We start from the raw sequence: 18968 nt of genomic DNA, 5'->3' as shown, positions 1-18968 counted from the left end.
ATAACACCTTAACTTCCCGCCATGACAAAACGCCGCACCAAAATCGTCGCCACACTGGGGCCAGCCAGCACCAGCCCTGAAAAAATCGAACAATTGATCTTGGCCGGCATGGATGTGGCCCGCCTGAATTTTTCGCACGGAAAGCCGGAGGATCATCGCGAACGGGCCGAGCTGGTCCGCTCCCTGGCTGAAAAGCATGGCAAGTACGTGGCCATCATGGGAGATCTGCAAGGCCCCAAGATCCGGATCGCACGCTTCAAGGACACCAAGGTCACCTTGAAGGTGGGACAGGCGTTTACCTTGTCCAATAAGCATCCCAACGACGAAGGCGATGAAACCATAGTCGGCATCGACTATCCCAGCCTGGTGCAGGACTGCCACCCCGGCGACGAGCTGCTGCTGGACGATGGCCGGGTCGTCCTGGTGGTCGAGAACGTCGATGAACACGCGGTGCATACCGTGGTTACCGTGGGCGGCCCCCTGTCCAACAACAAAGGCATCAACCGGCGCGGAGGCGGCATTTCGGCTCCCAGCCTGACCGACAAGGACAGGGAAGACATCAAGCTGGCGGCGGAGCTCGACATGGACTATGTGGCCGTGTCTTTCCCCCGCTATGGCAGCGACATCCAGGAGGCGCGCAAGCTGATACAGGCCGCGGGCAGCAAGGCCTGGATCATCGCCAAGATAGAACGCGCCGAAGCCGTGGCCGACGACCGCGCGCTGGACGCCATCATCAAGGTCAGCGACGGGGTCATGGTCGCCCGCGGCGATCTGGGCGTGGAAGTCGGCGACGCCCGGCTGGTGGGCATACAAAAGCGCATCATCCAGCACGCGCGCACGCACAACAAGCTGGTGATCACCGCCACGCAGATGATGGAATCCATGATCTCCAGCCCCATGCCGACGCGGGCCGAGGTATCGGACGTGGCCAACGCCGTGCTGGACTATACCGACGCGGTCATGCTGTCAGCCGAAAGCGCTTCCGGCCAGTTCCCCGTCGAGGCCGTGGCCGCCATGGCCCGCGTCTGCCTGGGCGCCGAGCAGGAGCCCACATCCACGCGGTCCCAGCATCGCCTGGGCGAAACTTTCACGCGCTGCGATGAAACCATCGCATTGGCCACCATGTATGCCGCCAATCACTTCCCGGGCGTCAAGGCCATCATCAGCCTGACTGAAAGCGGCCACACGCCGCTGATCATGTCCCGCATACGTTCGGGCGTGCCCATCTACTGCTATACCCGCCATCCCGCCACCCAGCGTCGGGCCGCCATGTTCCGCGGTGTTTACACCGTGCCATTCGACGCGGCCAAGATCGACCCTGCGCAAGTCAGCGACAAGGCGATCGAACTGCTGAAAGAACAGTCCCTGCTTAAAAAAGGCGACTGGATCATCCTTACCAAGGGCGATTTCTATAGCAACAGCGGCGGCACCAACGGGATGAAAATACTCAAGGTGTCGTAGTGCCCTGGACGCTTACCCTGCCCTTCGTCTACCTGGCTTCGGCCAGCCCGCGCCGCCACGAGATACTGCTGCAAATGGGTGTCAGGCACGAGGTGCTGAACGTGCCCGCTCCGCCCGGCGAGGATGAGCCCCGTCTGGCGGGTGAGTCTCCCGAGCTCTACGTGCGCCGCACAGCCCGCGAGAAAGCCCTGCGCGCGGCCGCCTGGCTGGCCGCGCAAAGGGAAGCGGGCCGGGGCCTGCAACTTGATGCCAACGCCCCGATCCTATCGGCTGACACCACGGTCATCCTGGACGGCGACATTCTGGGCAAGCCTGAAAACCCTGACGATGCGCGGCGCATGCTGGCGCGCCTGTCCGGCCAAAGCCACACCGTGCATACCGCCGTGGCCCTGGCCGGCAAGGGCAAGTTGCTGGAAGACGTTTCCATCACCGAAGTGCGCTTCAAGCCGCTTACCCCAACCGAGATCGACAACTATTGCGCCACCGGCGAGCCCATGGGCAAAGCCGGCGCCTACGGCATACAAGGCAAGGCCGGCATGTTCATCCAGCATATCTCGGGCAGCTATACCGGCGTCATGGGATTGCCCATATTCGAAACCGGGCGATTGCTGCAATCCATGGCCTCCCCAGTCTCGCCCGCCGGCCAGGCAAAATCGCTCACTTAGCCGCTCTTGTATCCGCTTCTTCGGCATGGCCACCGCCGCCGCCCTGGTTCGATGCCAATTTTCGGACACCGCGCCAGGCCAGCGGAACCAGGGGCCAGAACAGCATGATAAGCGCCAGGGTCGTGATGGTGCCGACCAGCGAGTTCGACCAAAAGACATGCAGGCCCGTCCCCGGTCCCAACATCGACTGGCGGAAAGCGTCCTCCATCCGGTCGCCCAGCACCAGCGCAAGTATCATGGGCGCCAGGGGATAGGACAGCTTCTTGAGCACATAGCCGATCGCGCCGAACAGCAGCATGAACCATACGTCCAGCATGGCGTTATGGACCGAATACGCGCCGATCGCGCAAACCACGATGATGATGGGCGCCACAATGGCGAACGGTATGCGCAATATGGCCGCGAACAGGGGCACCGTGCTGAGCACGATGATCAGGCCCACGAAATTGCCCAGGTACATGCTGGCGATAAGGCCCCAGACGAATTCCTTCTGTTCGACGAACAGCAAGGGTCCGGGCTGCAAGCCCCATATCATCAGGCCGCCCAGCAGCACCGCCGCCGTCGCCGACCCCGGTATGCCCAGCGCAAGCATGGGCAGCAGGGCCGAAGTGCCCGATGCGTGGGCGGCCGTTTCGGGCGCGATCACGCCTTCAAGTTCGCCGGTGCCGAACTTATGGCCGTTGCGCGAGAATCGCTGCGCCAGGCCATAGCCCATGAACGATGCGGCCGTTGCTCCGCCAGGCGTCACGCCCATCCAGCAGCCGACAAGCGTGCTGCGGATCAGGGTCATCCAATACTTGGGCATTTGGGCCCAAGTCTGCAATACGACCCGCAAGTTCATCTTGCCGCTCTTGCCTTCGAACTTCAGGCCCTCTTCCATGCTGACCAGGATCTCGCCGATGCCGAACAAACCGATGACCACCACCAGGAAATCGATGCCCCGCAACAGCTCCGACCAGCCGAAGGTCATGCGCAATCCGCCGCTGACCGTATCCATGCCGATGGCCGCCAGGCCGAAACCGAGCATCATGGAGATGATGGTCTTGAAGGGCGTTTTCTTGTCCGTGCCCACGAAGCTGCAGAAGGTCAGCAGGAAGACGGCGAAGAACTCGGGCGGACCGAAGCGCAAGGCGAAGCGCGACACCATGGGCGCCAGGAAGGTAATGAGCAGGACGCCCGACAGGGCGCCGAAGAACGAGCCCGTGAAGGACGCCGTCAGCGCATTGCCCGCCTTGCCTTGCTGGGCCAGCGGATAGCCATCGAAGGTGGTTGCCACCGACGAGGTTTCCCCCGGAATGTTGAAAAGAATAGAGGTAATGGCCCCCGCGAACAGCGAGCCCCAATAGATGCACGACAGCATGATGATGGCCGACGTGGGGGGCATGGTAAAGGTCAGAGGCAGCAGGATGGCCACCCCGTTCGGGCCGCCCAGTCCGGGCAGCACGCCGATGACCACCCCCAGCACCAGGCCGATGAACATCATGCCGATGTTGTACCAGCTCAGTACCGTGGAAAAGCCTTGGAATAAAGCGTTGAGTTCATCCACTTATGTTCTCCTGCCCAGTTTCAGTAGCCGAACAGGGCTTCTAGCGGCCCTTTCGGCAGGGGTACCATGAACTGAACCTCGAACATCCAGAACAGCAGTACGTTGACGCCGACGCTGACCAGCACGGTCTTCAGCCAGCCGATTTTGCCCAGCAGGCGCATGAAGCCTGCAATGAACAGCACCGAGGCGACATAAATGCCCAGGAACTGTATCAACAGCACATACACCCCGGTGGGCACCAGTACCAGCAACACCAGCCGGAACCGCTCCCAACTGACAAAGACCTCGTGGTTCCGGCTTTTGCCGAACAGCGACTTGAACAGCACGGCCACGCTGGCGATGCACAGAATGAGTCCGATGTGATACGGAAAATAACCGGACTCCGGACCATCCACGGCCCAGGAGACGCCAATGCGGTGGTTGTCTACCATCATCACGACGCCGATGATGAAGACGGCCGCCGCGGCGATGGCGTCGACGTTGCTGTAGGACAGCCCGCCTTCCGGCGGACTGGCTTGTGGTTGATCCTTATCCATGCATGACCCTCCGGTTTATTTCTTGGCAGCCAGACCGGCTTCCTGCATGAGCGTCTTGTGATTCGCCTCGTCCTTCTCCAGGAACTTGACGAAATCGGCCCCGGTCCGATAATCGCCCTTTAGCGCCTGCTTGGCCAGGTAGTCCTTCCATTCCTGGGTTTCGCTGACTTTCTTCATCAGGTCGGCGTAGTACTTGGCCTGTTCCGCGGTGGTCTTGGGCGGCAGGAAGAAAGCGCGCAGCATCTGGTAGTGCACGTCATAGCCGGCTTCCTTGCAGGTGGGGATATCGGCCCAGGACTGATCCTTGGTGATCTTGTCCTTGTAGACCATGCGCTGTTCAGAGAAGACGCAAAGCGCGTTCACCTGCCCCGCACGCCACTGGGCGATGTTTTCACTGGGATTGTTGACGTTGGAGTTCGTATGCTTGCCCACCAATTGCGTCGCCGCCTCGCCGCCGCTCTTGTAGGGAACATAGGTGAACTTCACTCCAGCGGCCTTTTCAAGCGCCACGGTGATGATCTGGTCTTCACGCTTGGCCCCGGTGCCGCCCATCTTGAAGGTGCCCGGCGCAGCCGCTTTCACCGCCTTCAGGTAATCGGCCGCCGTCTTGTAGGGCGCTTCGGCATTGGTCCACAACAGGAACTCGTCCTGCGCGATCATGGCGACCGGGTTCAGGTCGCGCCAGTTGAACGGCAGGCTGACGGCGATGGGCAATGTATAGATGGCCGAGAACGCCACCATCAGCTTGTGCGGGTTGCCCGCCGACTCCTTGGTGTCCATGATGCCTTCGGCCCCGCTGGCGCCTCCTTTGTTCAGCACCAGCGTGGACTGGTCCATGAACTTGTGCTTGAGGATAATGCTTTGGATGGTGCGCGCCATCTGATCGGATGCGCCACCGGCGCCTGCCGGCACGATGATCTCCACCGAGCGGGTAGGCTCCCACCCCGCGGCATTGGCCGGCATGGCGCCGAACGCGGCCAGGGCGGCCAGCGGCGTCACCAGGCAAGATTTCTTTAACAGCCTGCGAGCTAATTGCTTCATTTGTATCTCCTCCGGTTGGTGCTACGAAAACGTCCGATATCGAACGCCTGTTGTCTGAGCCTTCCTGTCGATACTGCCGGCCCTGTTGTTTTCCCCCTCGTGTTCGGCAAAGGCCAGGGCCGCTACACGCGCACGCCGGGCCAGCGCCAAATTTCATCGTTGCCTTAGGCGGCCTTCACCTCTTTGGCGGCAATCGGCGCGCTGGTCTGCGCCAGGTAGTCCATGGCGGCCTGCACCCCGCCCTTCCGATGCGGCACCTTGGCCTGTTCCAGGCCCATTTCAACGCCGGCCAGCGTGCCGCACAAGGTCAAGTCGTTGAAATCGCCAAGGTGTCCAATGCGAAATACCTTGTCCGACAGCTTGCTCAGGCCCTGGCCCAAGGACATATTGAAATGCGTCAGCACGATCTTGCGGAAAGCATCCGCGCTATGCCCTTCCGGCATGAGGACGGCGGTAAGCGCCGGACTGTATTCCTCGGGCTTCTTGCAAAGGATCTCCAGGCCCCAGGCCCGAACGGCGCTGCGGGTCGCTTCGCCATGGCGCCTGTGACGCGCGAAAACATTTTCCAGGCCTTCGGCAAATAGCATGTCCAGGGCTTCATGCAGGCCATACAGCAAGTTGGTGGCCGGCGTGTACGGGAAATAGCCGGTCGGATTGATCGCGATCATTTCTTTCCAATCCCAATACGAGCGGCGCAATCCAGCCTTCTCGGCCGCCGCAAGGGCCTTGTCGCTGATGGCATTGAAGGACAGGCCAGGCGGCAGCATCAGGCCTTTTTGCGAGCCCGCCACAGTCACGTCGACCCCCCATTCATCGTGCCGATAGTCGATCGAGCCCAAGGATGAAATGGTGTCGACCATCAGGAGCGCCGGATGCGTGGCCCGATCGATGGCCTTGCGCACCGCCGCGATGTCGCTGGTCACGCCGGTGGCGGTTTCGTTATGCACGACGCAGACAGCCTTGATGCGATGCTGCGTGTCGGCCGCCAGCCGCGACTGCACCTGCGCCGCATCGACCCCATGCCGCCAATCCCCATCCAGGAATTCGACTTCCAGCCCCAGCTTGACCGCCATCTTCTTCCACAGCGCGGCGAAATGCCCTGTCTCCGCCATCAGCACCAGGTCTCCCGGCGACAGCGTATTGACCAGCGCCGCTTCCCAGGCCCCGGTGCCCGACGAAGGATAGATCACGACATGGCCTTGCGTCTTGAACACCTTTTTCATCCCCGCCAGCACCGACTTGCCCAACATGCCGAACTCAGGCCCCCGGTGATCGATAGTGACGTTATCGATGGCGCGCAGCACACGATCCGGCACATTGGTGGGTCCGGGGATTTGCAAAAAATGGCGGCCGGACGGATGGGAATGCAAGGGGATCATAAAAGCGCTCCTGACTTTTTGGTATACAAAATACAATGATTCAGGAATAATAAGCAGCAACCCGGCTCTTGTGCAAGCGATATTTATGCGGCGGCACAGCATTACCTTCAGCTGGAATGCGGTTAGAATAGGAAACACGCTACCTTCCGGGGCAAAGCGGGCTTATAGGGCCGGCTTCAAAAACGAAATGCTTATTTTGTATACCAAATGAAAATTGACAACGCCAGCGACATCAGCAGCCGTGATCAGGCGCCATCGCCGCCGGCGCTTCCTTCGGAAGCCGTGGACCGGCGCACGCTACCCACCGCTGTCGCCGACCGCCTGCGCGAAATGATCATCGAAGGAGAACTGCCCGCCGGCACACGCCTGAATGAACGCGCGCTGTGCGACAGGCTTCATGTTTCACGCACGCCCTTGCGCGAAGCCTTCCGCCTGCTGTCGGCCGACGGCCTGGTGGAAATCAAGCCCAACCGCGGCGCGCAGGTCGTGGCCCTGTCGGAAAAAGACATACGCGAAAGCTTCGAAGTCATGGGCGCGCTGGAAGCCCTTTCGGGCGAATTGGCCTGCCAACGGATCAGCGACTCGGAAATCGCCGAGATCAGGGCGCTGACATTCGAAATGCAGGCCTGCCATGCCAGGCAGGATCTTTCCTCCTACTATCACGTCAATCGCGCCATCCACGAACGCATCAACGCGGCCGGCCACAACAATCTCCTGTCCCAGGTCTATACAACGATCAACCTGCGGCTGCAGAATCTGCGGTTCCGCTCCAATCTGAACCATGACAAATGGGACAAGGCCATGCAGGAGCACCTGGACATGGTCGACGCGCTGGCATCGCGCGACGGCCCCCGCCTGGCCGACATCATGCGGACGCACTTGCGGCGCAAGGGCGAAGCCGTGCTTGAAACCTTGAGGCTTTCTTCTTCCAAACCCGCCGGCGAGGCCTGATGCCCTCCGCCGCGCCCCACACAGGAAACTCATGAACGCGCCCCTGCCCCATCAGGCTCACGCCGACCTGAATCCCATACACCTGGAGCTGGCCGCAAGGCTTCGCAAAGAAACTCAAGGCGAGGTTCTGTTCGACCGGGGCGCGCGCGGACGCTACTCCACCGATGCCTCCATCTATCAGGTCGAACCCGTGGGCGTACTGGTACCCAGGACGGTTGCGGACGTCGCCGCCGCGCTGGGCATCTGCCGGGAAATGTCCGTGCCCGTGCTGGCGCGCGGCGGCGGCACCTCGCAATGCGGCCAGACGGTGGGCGCGGCTCTGGTCATCGACAACAGCAAATATCTGAACCGCGTCCTGGACTTCGACCTGGACGCCATGACTGTCACGGTGGAGCCGGGCATCGTGCTCGATCACTTGAACGCATGGCTCAAACCGCATGGCGTCTGGTTTCCCGTCGATGTCAGCACGGCGGCCCAATGCACGCTGGGCGGCATGGCCGGCAACAACTCCTGCGGTTCGCGCTCCATCGCCTACGGCAATATGGTCCACAACGTCATCAGCATCGATGCGCTCTTGCTGGATGGCACCGAGGCCCGATTCGCCGACGAAGGCCAAATGGCGAACGAGCCGGTCCGCCTGCGCGACATCGCAGCGCGGCTGCGGCTGATCGCCAAGCGCGAACGGGATGAAATCGAGCGCGCCGTGCCGCGCGTCATGCGCCGCGTGGGCGGCTACAACCTGGATGTATTCCATCCGCAAAGCCCCCGGCCCTACGATCCCGACGGCAAGGTGAATCTGGCGCACATCCTGGTCGGCAGCGAGGGAACCCTGGCCTATACCCGGAGGATCACCTTGAAGCTGGCGCCCCTGCCCGCCGCCAAGGCGCTGGGCGTGGTCAATTTCCCCACTTTCTACCAGGCCATGGACTTGACCCGCCATATCGTCAAGCTGGGCCCCTGTGCGGTGGAGCTGGTCGATCGCACCATGATAGATCTGGCGCGCGGCAATCCCGCTTTCCGTCCGGTCATAGACCAGGCGCTCATCGGCGAACCCGAAGCCATCCTGCTGGTGGAGTTCGCCGGCGAATCGAAAGACGAACAATTGGCCCTGCTGGCGCAGTTGGTGGATCTGATGGGCGAACTGGGCCTGCCGGGCTCCGTCGTGGAAATGCCCGACGCCGCGGCCCAAAAAGCCTTGTGGGAGGTGCGCAAGGCCGGCTTGAACATCATGATGAGCATGCGGGGAGACGGCAAGCCCGTTTCTTTCATCGAGGATTGCGCCGTCCCGCTGGAACACCTGGCCGAGTACACCAGCAAGCTGACCGACGTATTCAGCAGGCACGGCACACGCGGCACCTGGTATGCCCACGCTTCGGTGGGCACGCTGCATGTGCGTCCCATCCTGGACATGCGCACCGACGGCGCCGAGAAAATGCGGGCCATTGCCGAAGAGGCGGGCGCCCTGGTGCGCGAATACAAGGGCGCGTTTTCCGGTGAGCACGGCGACGGACTGGTGCGCAGCGAATGGGTGGCCTGGCAGTTCGGCCCCCGGCTGACGCGCGCCTTCGAAGAGATCAAGGACCTCTTCGATCCCGACCGGCTCATGAATCCCGGCAAGATCGTGCGCAGCAGCAAAATGGACGACGCCTCGCTGTTCCGCTTCAAGCCCGGCTACCGCGCCGAACCCCTGGAGACGGCGCTGGATTGGTCGGCCTGGAATGTTCAGAACGACCCCGCCGCCGACTCGATCGGCGCGCCGGGCACGGGCGGCGATCCCGCCCAAGGCTTTGCCAAGGCCGTCGAAATGTGCAACAACAACGGGCATTGCCGCAAGTTCGATGCAGGGACCATGTGTCCCAGCTATCGGGTCACGCGCGACGAACAGCACCTGACCCGAGGCCGGGCCAACACGTTGCGGCTGGCCCTGTCAGGCCAGTTGGGGCCCGATGCCTTCACCTCCGACGAAATGCGCGCGACCATGGACTTATGCGTCAGTTGCAAGGGATGCAAGCGCGACTGCCCCACGGGCGTCGATATGGCGCGCATGAAAATCGAATTCCTGAATCAATGGCGGCAAAAGCGCGGCCTGGCCCTGAAAGACCGGCTTATCGCCACCATGCCGCGCTGGGCGCCGTGGGCGGCGCGCCTGCCTTTCCTGTTCAACCTGCGCGATACTCTGCCCGGCGCCGCGTGGCTGTCGGAACGCCTGCTGGGCTTTTCCGCCAAACGATCCTTGCCGAAATGGCGCAGCGACATCTTCACCCGCCAGGACGCCCCGTCGCAGGCCGACACAGCGGACGTCGTCCTGTTTGCCGACACCTTCAACAATTATTTTGACTCCGAGAATCCACGCGCCGCCCTGCAGGTGTTGCAGGCGGCTGGGTACAAGGTCCACATTGCCAGACCGGCGGCGAACGATGCCGAGGCCAAGCGGCCCTTATGCTGCGGACGGACCTATCTGTCGGCTGGAATGGTCGATCAGGCCAAGGCCGAGGCCCGCCGGATCATCGACGCCCTGCGTCCCTTCATCGCCCGCGGCGTTCCGGTCGTTGGCCTGGAGCCCTCCTGTCTGCTGACGCTGCGTGATGAATTCCTGGTCATGGGCCTGGGCGAGGAAGCGCGCGCGCTGGCCGGCAATGCCTATTTGTTCGAGGAGTTCCTGGCAAGCGAACTGAAGGCCGGCCGCCTCAACCTCAAGCTGGGGCCTCTGCCTGAAAAGCGCGCCCTGCTGCACGGCCACTGCCACCAAAAGGCTTTCGATGCCGTCAAGCCGATCCAGCAGGTACTCGCGCTGATACCTGATTTGAAGGTCGAGCTGATCGAATCGAGCTGTTGCGGCATGGCCGGCAGCTTCGGCTACGAGGCCTCGCACTATGAAACGTCCATGAAGATGGCCGAGCTTTCGTTATTGCCGGCCGTGCGCAAGGCCGGCCCCGATACGCTTTTGGTCGCGGACGGCACCAGTTGCCGCCACCAGATCGCCGACGGCACCCAGCCCGAAGGCGGCCTGCGCGCCGAGCATGTCGCCCGCGTACTGCAGAGGGCGCTGCGCGACGGCTGAATAACGTCCCGGCGTCAATGGCGCGTTGCGCCTTATGCCAGCCCTTGCAGCGTTTCCGCCCAAAACCGTTGGCGCAGATTCAGGGTGGACAGCAAGATATGCTCATGCAGCGTATGCGCGCCATCGCCATCCGCGCCCAGCCCATCCAGGGTAGGCAGGCCCAATGCGGCCGTGAAATTGGCGTCGCTGGCGCCTCCCGTCATGGGCGCCTCGTCCAGGACAAAGCCGGCGCGCACGGCGAACGCCTGGCAGCTGCGCAGCAGCTTGGCGCCAGCCTCGGTGCGCGGCATGGGCGGACGATTCAGCTTGAAGTCCACATCCAGCGTCACATCGGGCACGCGGGCCTTCAAGGCTTCCACCTTGGCCCTCAATTCGTCCGCTGCCTGCGGATCGGGCAAGCGGAAATCCGCAGTGATCCGGCAGTGCTCAGGAACCACGTTGACCGTGGTGCCGCCCTGAATCCCGCCCACGCTTACAGTGATGCCGCGCTCGTAGTCCGTCATGGCCTGAAGGGCCAAGACCTGATGGGCAATTTCCTCGATGGCATTGCGGCCTTTTTGATGCTGCATGCCGGCATGGGCGGGACGGCCGTGCGCCTTCACAGTGATGAAGCCGGTGCCCTTGCGCGCCGTCACGCAGCGGCCTCCATCGGCTCGCGCAGGTTCGCACACCAAGGCATAAAGCGAGCGCCGCGCAAAATCCTCGATCACCTGGCGTGAACGGTGGCTGCCTGTTTCCTCATCCGGCAGTATCACCAGGTCCACGGGCAACTGCGTGTCGGCCTGGACCTGTGCCAGCCCTTCCAAAGCAAGGCAGATGCCCGCCTTCATGTCGTAAATGCCCGGACCGTACAGCTTGTCGCCTTCAATGCGGAAGGGGTTTTTTTCTATCGTCCCGATGGGGTGCACGGTATCGTAGTGGCCCAGCACAAGAATGCCTGGCCGCGTATCGCCGTCGCGCCGATTATGGATATGCACCAGGGGTGCGCCGTCTGTGGACAGCGGCTGCGTCAAGGCCCGCAAGCCCAGGTTCACCGCATCCTGCACGATGATCCGCGCCATCCCGCACAATGCTTCTTCGCTGTAGGACGGCGACTCGAAGCGCACCCAGCGCTCGATCATGGGCAACAGCTGGCTGGAAATCTGCGCGGAGCCGGAGGATTCTTTCATCGTATTTTCTGAGCGGTTCATGGCCTGTGTCTGTATCGTCGAGAGTTCAGCTAAAGTTGAGATGGCATGCGGCCTGATGTCCAGGGGCGACCTGGCGCAGTTCGGGCGCCTGGCGCCGGCAGATATCCATGGCATGCGGGCAGCGCGGATGAAAGGTGCAACCCGGCGGGGGGGCCAGCGGCGAGGGAATCTCTCCCTTGATCGGAACGAATGTGCGCCGGCGGCGCTGCACATCGGGCATTTCGCCCAGCAGCGCCTGCGTGTAAGGATGCACGGCATGGCCATAGATGTCGCGCGTCGATGCAATCTCGACAATGCGGCCCAGGTACATGATGGCGACTCTGTCCGAAATATGGCGCACCACGCCAAGATCATGGCTGATGAACAGATAGGTGAACCGATGCCGGTCGCGCAAATCCATGAACAGGTTGATCACCTGCGCTTGTATCGATACGTCGAGCGCCGCCACGGGCTCGTCGCATACCAGGAAAGCCGGCTGCACCATAAGCGCCCGGGCAATGCCGATGCGCTGGCGCTGGCCGCCGGAAATCTGGTGCGGCAGCCGTGTGCTGTATTCCGGATCCAGCCCCACTTCCAGCAGCGCCTGTTCGACGCGGCCCGCAATCTGGGCACGCGGCGCCAGCTTGTGCACATACAGCGCTTCGGCCAGGATCTGCTTCAGCTTCTGCTTCGGGTTCAGCGATGCCTGGGGATCCTGGAAGATCATCTGCACGCCCAGCGTGTAGTCGCGCTTTTGCGCGCCGCGCAAGCCGGCGGTATCTTGGCCGTTGAACAGTATCTTGCCCCGGCTGGGCTTGATCAGTCCGGCGACCATGCGTCCCAGCGTCGATTTGCCGCAGCCCGACTCGCCCACCAGGCCCAGTACCTCTCCGTGCCTGATCTCCAGGTCCACGCCGTTGACCGCATGCACGGTGGGAGGCTCCGCATTCCGGCCAGCCAGGCTCAGCAGGCGCTGTGCAAGATCGGGCTTGCTGCGGAACTGCTTGAATAGCCCCTGCAATGCAATAACCGGGGACTCCTGAACGCCGTCCCCGGCATGGTGGACGGCATCGCGCTCGGGTGTGATCGTGTTGCTCATGCCGCAAGCTCCAGTATCGGAAAATGGCAGCGATACTGCCGTTCGCCTTGCCGATCTATATCAGGCGACTGGCGTGCACAGACATCGGCGCTTCGGGAACAGCGCGGACGAAATGCGCAACCCGTTTCGCGTCCCGTCAAGGTGGGCGCCATGCCGTCGATCTGCGCCAGCCTGCTGCCCGGCGCCGCCTGGCCCGGCATGGAACTTAACAGGCCACGAGTATAAGGATGCATGGGTTGGGACAATACCTGTTCAACGGTCCCGTACTCGACGATGCGCCCGGCATACATGACCGCCACCTTGTCGGCCAATTCCGCCACCACGCCCAGGTCGTGCGTGATCCAGATCAGGGCCGTATTCTGCTCGGCGCACAGCTTCTGCATCTCGAAAAGAATCTGGGCTTGTATGGTCACGTCCAGAGCCGTGGTCGGCTCGTCCGCAATGATGAGGTCGGGCTTGTTCAGCATGGCGATGGCAATCGCCACCCGCTGCCGCATGCCGCCCGAGAACTCATGGGGATAATTGTCCAGACGGCTTTCGGGCGCAGGTATGCCCACCTGCGCCAATGCCTGCACGCAGCGCTCGCGTATCCGCGCCCGGCTTGCGGCCGGATCGTGGGTGTAGATGGCCTCGGCCATCTGCTCGCCGACTTTGAGCACAGGATTGAGCGTCATCAGCGGATCCTGGAAGATCATGGCGATGCGGTTGCCGCGCAGGGTGCGCAACTGCGCCTCGTCCATGCCGCACAATTCCATGCCGTCGAAGCGCACAGAGCCGGCCACCACTTCGCCCGGCGGGTCTATCAAGCCTACCAGCGAAAACCCGGTGACGGACTTGCCCGAACCCGACTCGCCCACCAGGCCCAATATCTCGCCGCGACCGACCGTCAGATCGACGCCGTCGACCGCCAGCCATGCCCCGGCTTCGGTGTGAAATGCGGTTTGCAAGCCTCGCACTTCCAGTAATACGTGAGAATCATCCATTATCGTCGTGGGTCCAGACTGTCTCGCAGGCGATCGCCGGCGATGTTGATGGAAAGAATGAGCAATAGCAGTGCGACACCCGGAAAAATGCTGATCCAGTAATCGCCCGACAGCAAATATTCGAAGCCGCTGGCAATCAGCAGGCCCAGCGATGGCTCGGTCACGGGCACTCCGACGCCAAGGAAGGACAGTGTTGCTTCCAGGGTGATCGCCGTGGCGATCTGTATGGTGGCGAACACCATGACGGGGCCGATGCAGTTGGGCATCAGATGCAGCAGCATGATGCGCCACGCCGGGAAGCCCAGGTTCTGCGCGGCTTCGATGTATTCCTTGCGGCGCTCCTGCAGCGCGCGGCCGCGCATGATGCGCGCATAGTGCGCCCATTGCACCACCACCAGCGCGACAATGACTTTGTCGATACCCCGGCCCAGCACCGCCAGCAGCACCAGCGCCACCAGTATGGTCGGAAAACCCAGGATGAAGTCCACGGCCCGCATTACCAGCGTGTCGACCCAACCGCCCCGATAGGCCGCCGCCAGGCCCAGTGTCACGCCTATGGCCACGGAAATCAGCACCGCGCCCAGGCCGACGAAAAGGCTGATGCGCAGGCCGTAAAGAATGGCGCTGAGCATGTCGCGTCCCTGCGCATCGGTGCCCATCCAGTAGGTCATGCTCTGGTCGAAATTGGTGGCGCCCGGCGGCAGCCGTCCGTCCATGATGTCCAGAGCCATCAAATCGTAGGGATTCTGCGGTGCGAAGAACGGCAGGACCACGATAGCCAAAATCAACAGGCCCAGCGCCAGCAGCGACTTCTTGGTGGACGGCCGGGAACGCAGCTTGCGCAAAATTTTCTTCCGGGCCGGCGTTTCAAGCAGCGGCGCCACATGGGGCACAGCTACTCCGGACAGCGGCGCGGCCGCTTCGGGAGACGCTTCCATGGAGGTCGCTGCCAACGGCCCGGCGGCCTGGATCGAGGGCTGGCCCGGCATCACAGCCCTTTTGAACAATGAGAACATAGAAAAAAACATATCAGGCCCGCGCCTCCACAAGCTGCACGCGCGGATCCAGCACGGCATACAGTAAATCGACCACCAGATTGATGATCACAAACAGCAAGGTCACCAGCATCACGTAGGCCACGATCACCGGGCGATCCAGCTTGTAGACGCTGTCGATCAGCAGCTTGCCCATGCCGGGCCAGGAAAATACAGTCTCGGTAATGGTGGAGTAGGCGATCAGTGTGCCGAACTCCATGCCGATCACGGTGACGACGGGAATCAGGATATTGCGCAGAATATGGCGACGCACGATGCGGCCGGGCTTCACGCCCTTGGCACGCGCAAAACGCACATAGTCCTGACTTTGCGCTTCGCTTACGCCGGTGGCGGTCATCCGCAGGACCAGCGCAATGTTGGCGATGGCCAGATTGACCGCCGGCAATGCGATGTGGCGCCAACCGTCGGCGCTGAAGATACTGAGCGGCACCCCCAGGAATTCCGTGGTGGGCCCGCGACCCGATGCGGGCAGCCAGCCCAGCCATACCGCGAAGAACAGAATGAAAACCATGCCCTGCCAGAAATTCGGCACGGAAAAGCCGAAGATGGAACCGGCCATGATGCCCCGGCCCAGCCAGCGATCGCGGTACAGGCCCGCGATCAGCCCCATGGATATGCCGATGACGCAGGTCAGCGTAATCGCCACGAAGACCAGTTCCAGCGTGGCCGGAAAACGTTGCAGTATCAACTGCACAGCCGGCATTCCATGCACGAAGGAATTGCCAAGGTCGCCGTGCAGGGCGCGCCAAAGGAAGACGCCGTACTGCTGCCATAAGGGCAGGTCCAGGCCCAGCCGGGCGATCAGCGCGTCACGCTCGGCCTGGGCCACATCGGGGCTGACAAGGAGTTCGATGGGATCCCCGATCGCGTACACGGCGCAAAACACCACCACCGATACGGCCAGGACGACCAGCAGGCTTTGCAGCAACCTGCGCACAATGAACAGAGCCAAAATCTTACTCCTTCGTCAACCTTGGGCCGGCTTACTTGACCGGTGTCGCGGCGGTGGCCATGGTGCGCTGGTCGGCGCGGCCTTCATAGGCGATGCCCCTGCGGAAAGCCCATACACCGCTTTCCCAATGCAGCGGAATATTCGGCATGTCGGCCAGTGCAATCTTCACGGCCTGCTGCAGCAATTGGCTGCGCTTGCCATCGTCCAGCGTGCCCATGGCCTGAAAATACAGCTGATCCAGCTCGAGGTTCGAATAGCGGCCGTAGTTGCTGCTGCCGACGCCGCGGTCCTTGTTGTTGGTGGCTACCCAATACTGCAGGAAATTGCCCGCTTCACCGGTTTCCTGGCCCCAGCCGCCCAGGGCCGCGCTCATTTCACGCTTGGCGCGTTTGGGAAAGTACACCGAACTGGTCACGGTATCGACCTGGGTCTTGATGCCGATGCGGCTAAGGTATTGCGCCACAGCCTGCGTCACCTGCGCATCATTGATATAGCGGTCGTTGGTGGCCGACAGCGTCAGTTCGAAACCGTCGGGATAGCCCGCTTCGGCCAGCAGCTCTTTCGCCTTCTTGGGGTTGTATTCCAGCGCAGGGGCCTGGTCGATGGAGCCGAACATGCCGGCCGGGATGAACTGGTTCGCGGGCAGCGCTACGCCGTCCATGATGCGTTCCACAATGGTCTTGCGATCGATGGCCAATGACATGGCCTGGCGCACCTTGGCATTTTGCAAGGGGTTGTCGCCCTTGGGGGATTTGACCAGCGGGCTTTGCTCGCGGCCGGCATCCAGTTGAAAGAACATGATACGTACCGACGGCTTCACCGTATGGCCGAATCCGCTTTCCTTGATGCGCTTCAGGTCGCGCGCGGCAGGGTTCTCGATCAGGTCGAAGTCGCCGGCCAGCAAACCCGTCAAGCGCGGACCCGCGCTGGGCACGGCCGTCATCCTGACTTCCTTCCAGGCGGGCAGTTCGCCCCAATATTTCTCATTGCGTTCCAGCACGATGCCCGAGCCCTTGACATAGGACTTCAGCATGTAAGGACCCGTACCGATGACATCCTTTCCGCTGTTGAAATCGTTGACGGCCGGCCAGGGGGAAGTCACGCCGCAACCTTCCTTGGGCGCATAGGTCAATTTGCCGTGCTTGACGATGCCGCTCCAGATCATGGGTATGCGGGCCAGCTCATTGGGCAGGACGGGCTGAGGCGCCGCGGTCTTGAGCAGCACCGTGCGTTCGTCGGGAGTCTCGATGGAGGCAATGCGGCGTACGGTGTTGGTTCCGCCGCTGCCTATGCCTGTTTCGTTGTTCAGGATCCGGCAGAAACTAAACACCACGTCTTGCGCGGTGAAGGGTTCGCCGTTGGAAAAACGGGCCTTCTCATCCAGCTTGAACGTCCAGGTGGTGTCGTCTGTGGCTTCCCAGGATTTGGCCAGCGCCGGCTGAAGCTTCTGATCGGCATCCATCGCGACCAGCGGTTGAAATATATGATAGATCAGCGCCTCGTTGGGCGTGGTCTGATGATAGTGCGGATCTACTGCGGTGGGCTCTGAAGCCAGGCCTATCTTCAATGTCTGAGCCTGGGACAGTCCCGCGAATGCGCAGGCCAGGGCGACAGCGATTGTTTTGATCATAGGGTTTACCGTCGGCATTCTGTAATTCCTTTAGGTTTGTCTCTGAATCGACGCGGAGCGAAAGCTCGATACCGCGTTGTGCATTCGCCGCAAGATCGCGCGTGCCTTACTGTGCGGCGGCTGCAATCGCGGGCATTTACGCCCTTCGACGAAGCGGCCATTCTAGACACTCAAACCTTTCTATACAATTAGAATAAATCGAGAACTCTTTGCTTAAATTAGCACGATAGATCAGGGTTAACCCTTAATATTACCCGTCATCTTTCCTAAACAAACCTTTGAACGCGAGTCGTATCAATGCAAAGCCTGGCCACAAAATACTTCTATGAAGTCGCTTTGAAAGGCAGCCTTACGGCTGCATCGGACTCTTTACATGTTGCCGTATCTGCGATAAGCCGACAGATCACGGGCCTGGAAGAAGAGGTGGGCGCCAGTCTGTTCACACGTAGCGCCCGGGGAATGGTCCTGACAGAGGCGGGCCAGATCCTGTTAAGACACGTCAGACGATCCGTGCTCGAGACAGGCGCCGTGCTCGAATCCATCGCCGCCTTGCAAGGCGGCGAGCAAAACCCAATACGGATATCTTGCACCCAAGGTTTGGCCAACGAGCTCGTCCCCGCGGCGCTGGCGGCATTTGGCCGCCAGTTGCCTTCGGTCCGCTTCCGCATTTGGGTGGATAGCGCAAAGCCGGCGACCCAGCGCGTGGAGGCGGGCGAAGTCGACATGGCTCTGACCTTCAGCATTGCGCCCAACGCAAGCGAAAGCGGAGTGAAGGTCCTGTATGCCCGCCCCGCTCCCGCCCTGGCCGTCATGTCGCGGGATCATCCCTTGTCGCGTAGACGCCGTCTGGATATCCGCGATCTGTCCGGCTACCCCATAGCCTTGACCGATGAACTGTCGTCCACCTACAAGCTTTATCAACTGGCTTCCAATATGACCGGTACCTGGGTTGAGCCCCAGGTCTATAGCAATTACGCCGAAGCCCTGCACGCCTATGTGCGCGAAAGCCAGGCCATTCTGTTTGCAAGCTATGTATCGATCGCCGAACGCCTGAAACCAGGCAGGCTGGTGGCGGTTCCACTGAAGAACCCCGAGATGCATGCTCGAACCGTGCAGGTTCAGGTCATGCGCGGCCGGATACTGCCCGACGCCATCGAACAATTTTCCAGCTTCATCATTCGCCGCCTGGACGAACTGGTGCAACGGGCTCCCGGCCAGGCTGTCTACGCGGAAGGCTCAGACCAAGCCCCCTGACTTGCCGCTGTTATATATAGCCGGGGCACGGCCATCGGGGCGGGTTGATTGTTTTTCGGCCGCATAAAAAACAACACCCCCCGCCTATGGAGGGGCGGGGGGTGTTGCACAATAAGAGCCTGACGATGACCTACTTTCACAGACGTACGTCCACTATCATCGGCGCGAAGGCGTTTCACGGTCCTG

At 61.7% G+C, this 18968-nt stretch carries 15 protein-coding genes; 5 read left to right on the top strand and 10 right to left on the bottom strand.

Features of this window, described 5'->3' with window-relative positions:
- The first annotated feature begins 21 nt into the window (after positions 1 to 21).
- A complete protein-coding gene (pyk, locus tag V0R37_RS18260; protein WP_420375896.1) occupies positions 22 to 1461 on the top strand; it encodes a pyruvate kinase in 1440 nt (479 codons plus the stop codon).
- The gene (locus V0R37_RS18255) at positions 1461 to 2126 is read left to right on the top strand and encodes a Maf family protein (RefSeq protein WP_420375895.1); all 666 of its coding nucleotides are present in this window, start codon (positions 1461 to 1463) and stop codon (positions 2124 to 2126) included. Before pyk ends, V0R37_RS18255 begins: the two co-directional genes overlap by 1 nt.
- Here V0R37_RS18255 and V0R37_RS18250 read toward each other — a convergent pair.
- From V0R37_RS18250 to V0R37_RS18235, 4 genes are all read right to left on the bottom strand, one after another.
- Complete coding sequence (locus V0R37_RS18250) at positions 2119 to 3672, bottom strand: tripartite tricarboxylate transporter permease (RefSeq protein ID WP_420375894.1); 1554 nt, start codon at positions 3670 to 3672, stop codon at positions 2119 to 2121. The two genes, V0R37_RS18255 and V0R37_RS18250, sit on opposite strands and share 8 nt — an antisense overlap.
- A 20-nt stretch (positions 3673 to 3692) precedes the next feature.
- Positions 3693 to 4208 (bottom strand): tripartite tricarboxylate transporter TctB family protein, encoded by a 516-nt coding sequence (locus V0R37_RS18245; protein ID WP_420375893.1) that lies wholly within the window; start codon positions 4206 to 4208, stop codon positions 3693 to 3695.
- Positions 4209 to 4223: 15 nt separating this feature from the next.
- Complete coding sequence (locus V0R37_RS18240; protein ID WP_420375892.1) at positions 4224 to 5249, bottom strand: Bug family tripartite tricarboxylate transporter substrate binding protein; 1026 nt, start codon at positions 5247 to 5249, stop codon at positions 4224 to 4226.
- 164 nt (positions 5250 to 5413) lie between these two features.
- Positions 5414 to 6628 carry a pyridoxal-phosphate-dependent aminotransferase family protein gene (locus V0R37_RS18235; RefSeq protein ID WP_420375891.1) on the bottom strand — a complete coding sequence of 405 codons (1215 nt, stop codon included), beginning with the start codon at positions 6626 to 6628 and terminating at the stop codon, positions 5414 to 5416.
- Between the two features lie 207 nt (positions 6629 to 6835).
- On the opposite strand from V0R37_RS18235, the gene V0R37_RS18230 reads away from it, so the two are divergent.
- A complete protein-coding gene (locus V0R37_RS18230) occupies positions 6836 to 7579 on the top strand; it encodes a GntR family transcriptional regulator (RefSeq protein WP_420375890.1) in 744 nt (247 codons plus the stop codon).
- Between the two features lie 31 nt (positions 7580 to 7610).
- Positions 7611 to 10640, top strand: a complete 3030-nt coding sequence (locus tag V0R37_RS18225; RefSeq protein WP_420375889.1) for an FAD-binding and (Fe-S)-binding domain-containing protein — start codon at positions 7611 to 7613, stop codon at positions 10638 to 10640.
- 32 nt (positions 10641 to 10672) lie between these two features.
- On the opposite strand, the gene V0R37_RS18220 is transcribed toward V0R37_RS18225, so the two are convergent.
- From V0R37_RS18220 to V0R37_RS18195, 6 genes are all read right to left on the bottom strand, one after another.
- Positions 10673 to 11809, bottom strand: a complete 1137-nt coding sequence (locus tag V0R37_RS18220) for a M20 family metallopeptidase (protein ID WP_420375888.1) — start codon at positions 11807 to 11809, stop codon at positions 10673 to 10675.
- A gap of 46 nt (positions 11810 to 11855) precedes the next feature.
- The gene (locus V0R37_RS18215) at positions 11856 to 12908 is read right to left on the bottom strand and encodes an ABC transporter ATP-binding protein (RefSeq protein ID WP_420375887.1); all 1053 of its coding nucleotides are present in this window, start codon (positions 12906 to 12908) and stop codon (positions 11856 to 11858) included.
- Positions 12905 to 13891, bottom strand: coding sequence for an ABC transporter ATP-binding protein (locus tag V0R37_RS18210; protein ID WP_420375886.1), 987 nt, complete (start codon positions 13889 to 13891; stop codon positions 12905 to 12907). Before V0R37_RS18210 ends, V0R37_RS18215 begins: the two co-directional genes overlap by 4 nt.
- Entirely contained in the window at positions 13891 to 14829 is a 939-nt protein-coding gene (locus V0R37_RS18205; RefSeq protein WP_420375885.1) for an ABC transporter permease, read from the bottom strand. The genes V0R37_RS18210 and V0R37_RS18205 overlap by 1 nt, the downstream gene beginning before the upstream one ends.
- A gap of 91 nt (positions 14830 to 14920) precedes the next feature.
- Positions 14921 to 15898, bottom strand: coding sequence for an ABC transporter permease (locus V0R37_RS18200; protein WP_420375884.1), 978 nt, complete (start codon positions 15896 to 15898; stop codon positions 14921 to 14923).
- A 31-nt stretch (positions 15899 to 15929) separates the two neighbouring features.
- The gene (locus V0R37_RS18195; protein WP_420375883.1) at positions 15930 to 17528 is read right to left on the bottom strand and encodes an ABC transporter substrate-binding protein; all 1599 of its coding nucleotides are present in this window, start codon (positions 17526 to 17528) and stop codon (positions 15930 to 15932) included.
- A 297-nt stretch (positions 17529 to 17825) separates the two neighbouring features.
- Here V0R37_RS18195 and V0R37_RS18190 point away from each other — a divergent pair, with 297 nt between their 5' ends.
- Complete coding sequence (locus tag V0R37_RS18190) at positions 17826 to 18782, top strand: LysR family transcriptional regulator (RefSeq protein WP_420375882.1); 957 nt, start codon at positions 17826 to 17828, stop codon at positions 18780 to 18782.
- The last annotated feature ends 186 nt before the right edge of the window (positions 18783 to 18968 follow it).

The organism is Pollutimonas rozaliensis (assembly GCF_048751585.1).
Taxonomy (GTDB): domain Bacteria; phylum Pseudomonadota; class Gammaproteobacteria; order Burkholderiales; family Burkholderiaceae_B.
The sequence above is the reverse complement of the archived record's forward strand: the minus strand, read 5'-3'. Positions and strand labels throughout refer to the sequence as shown.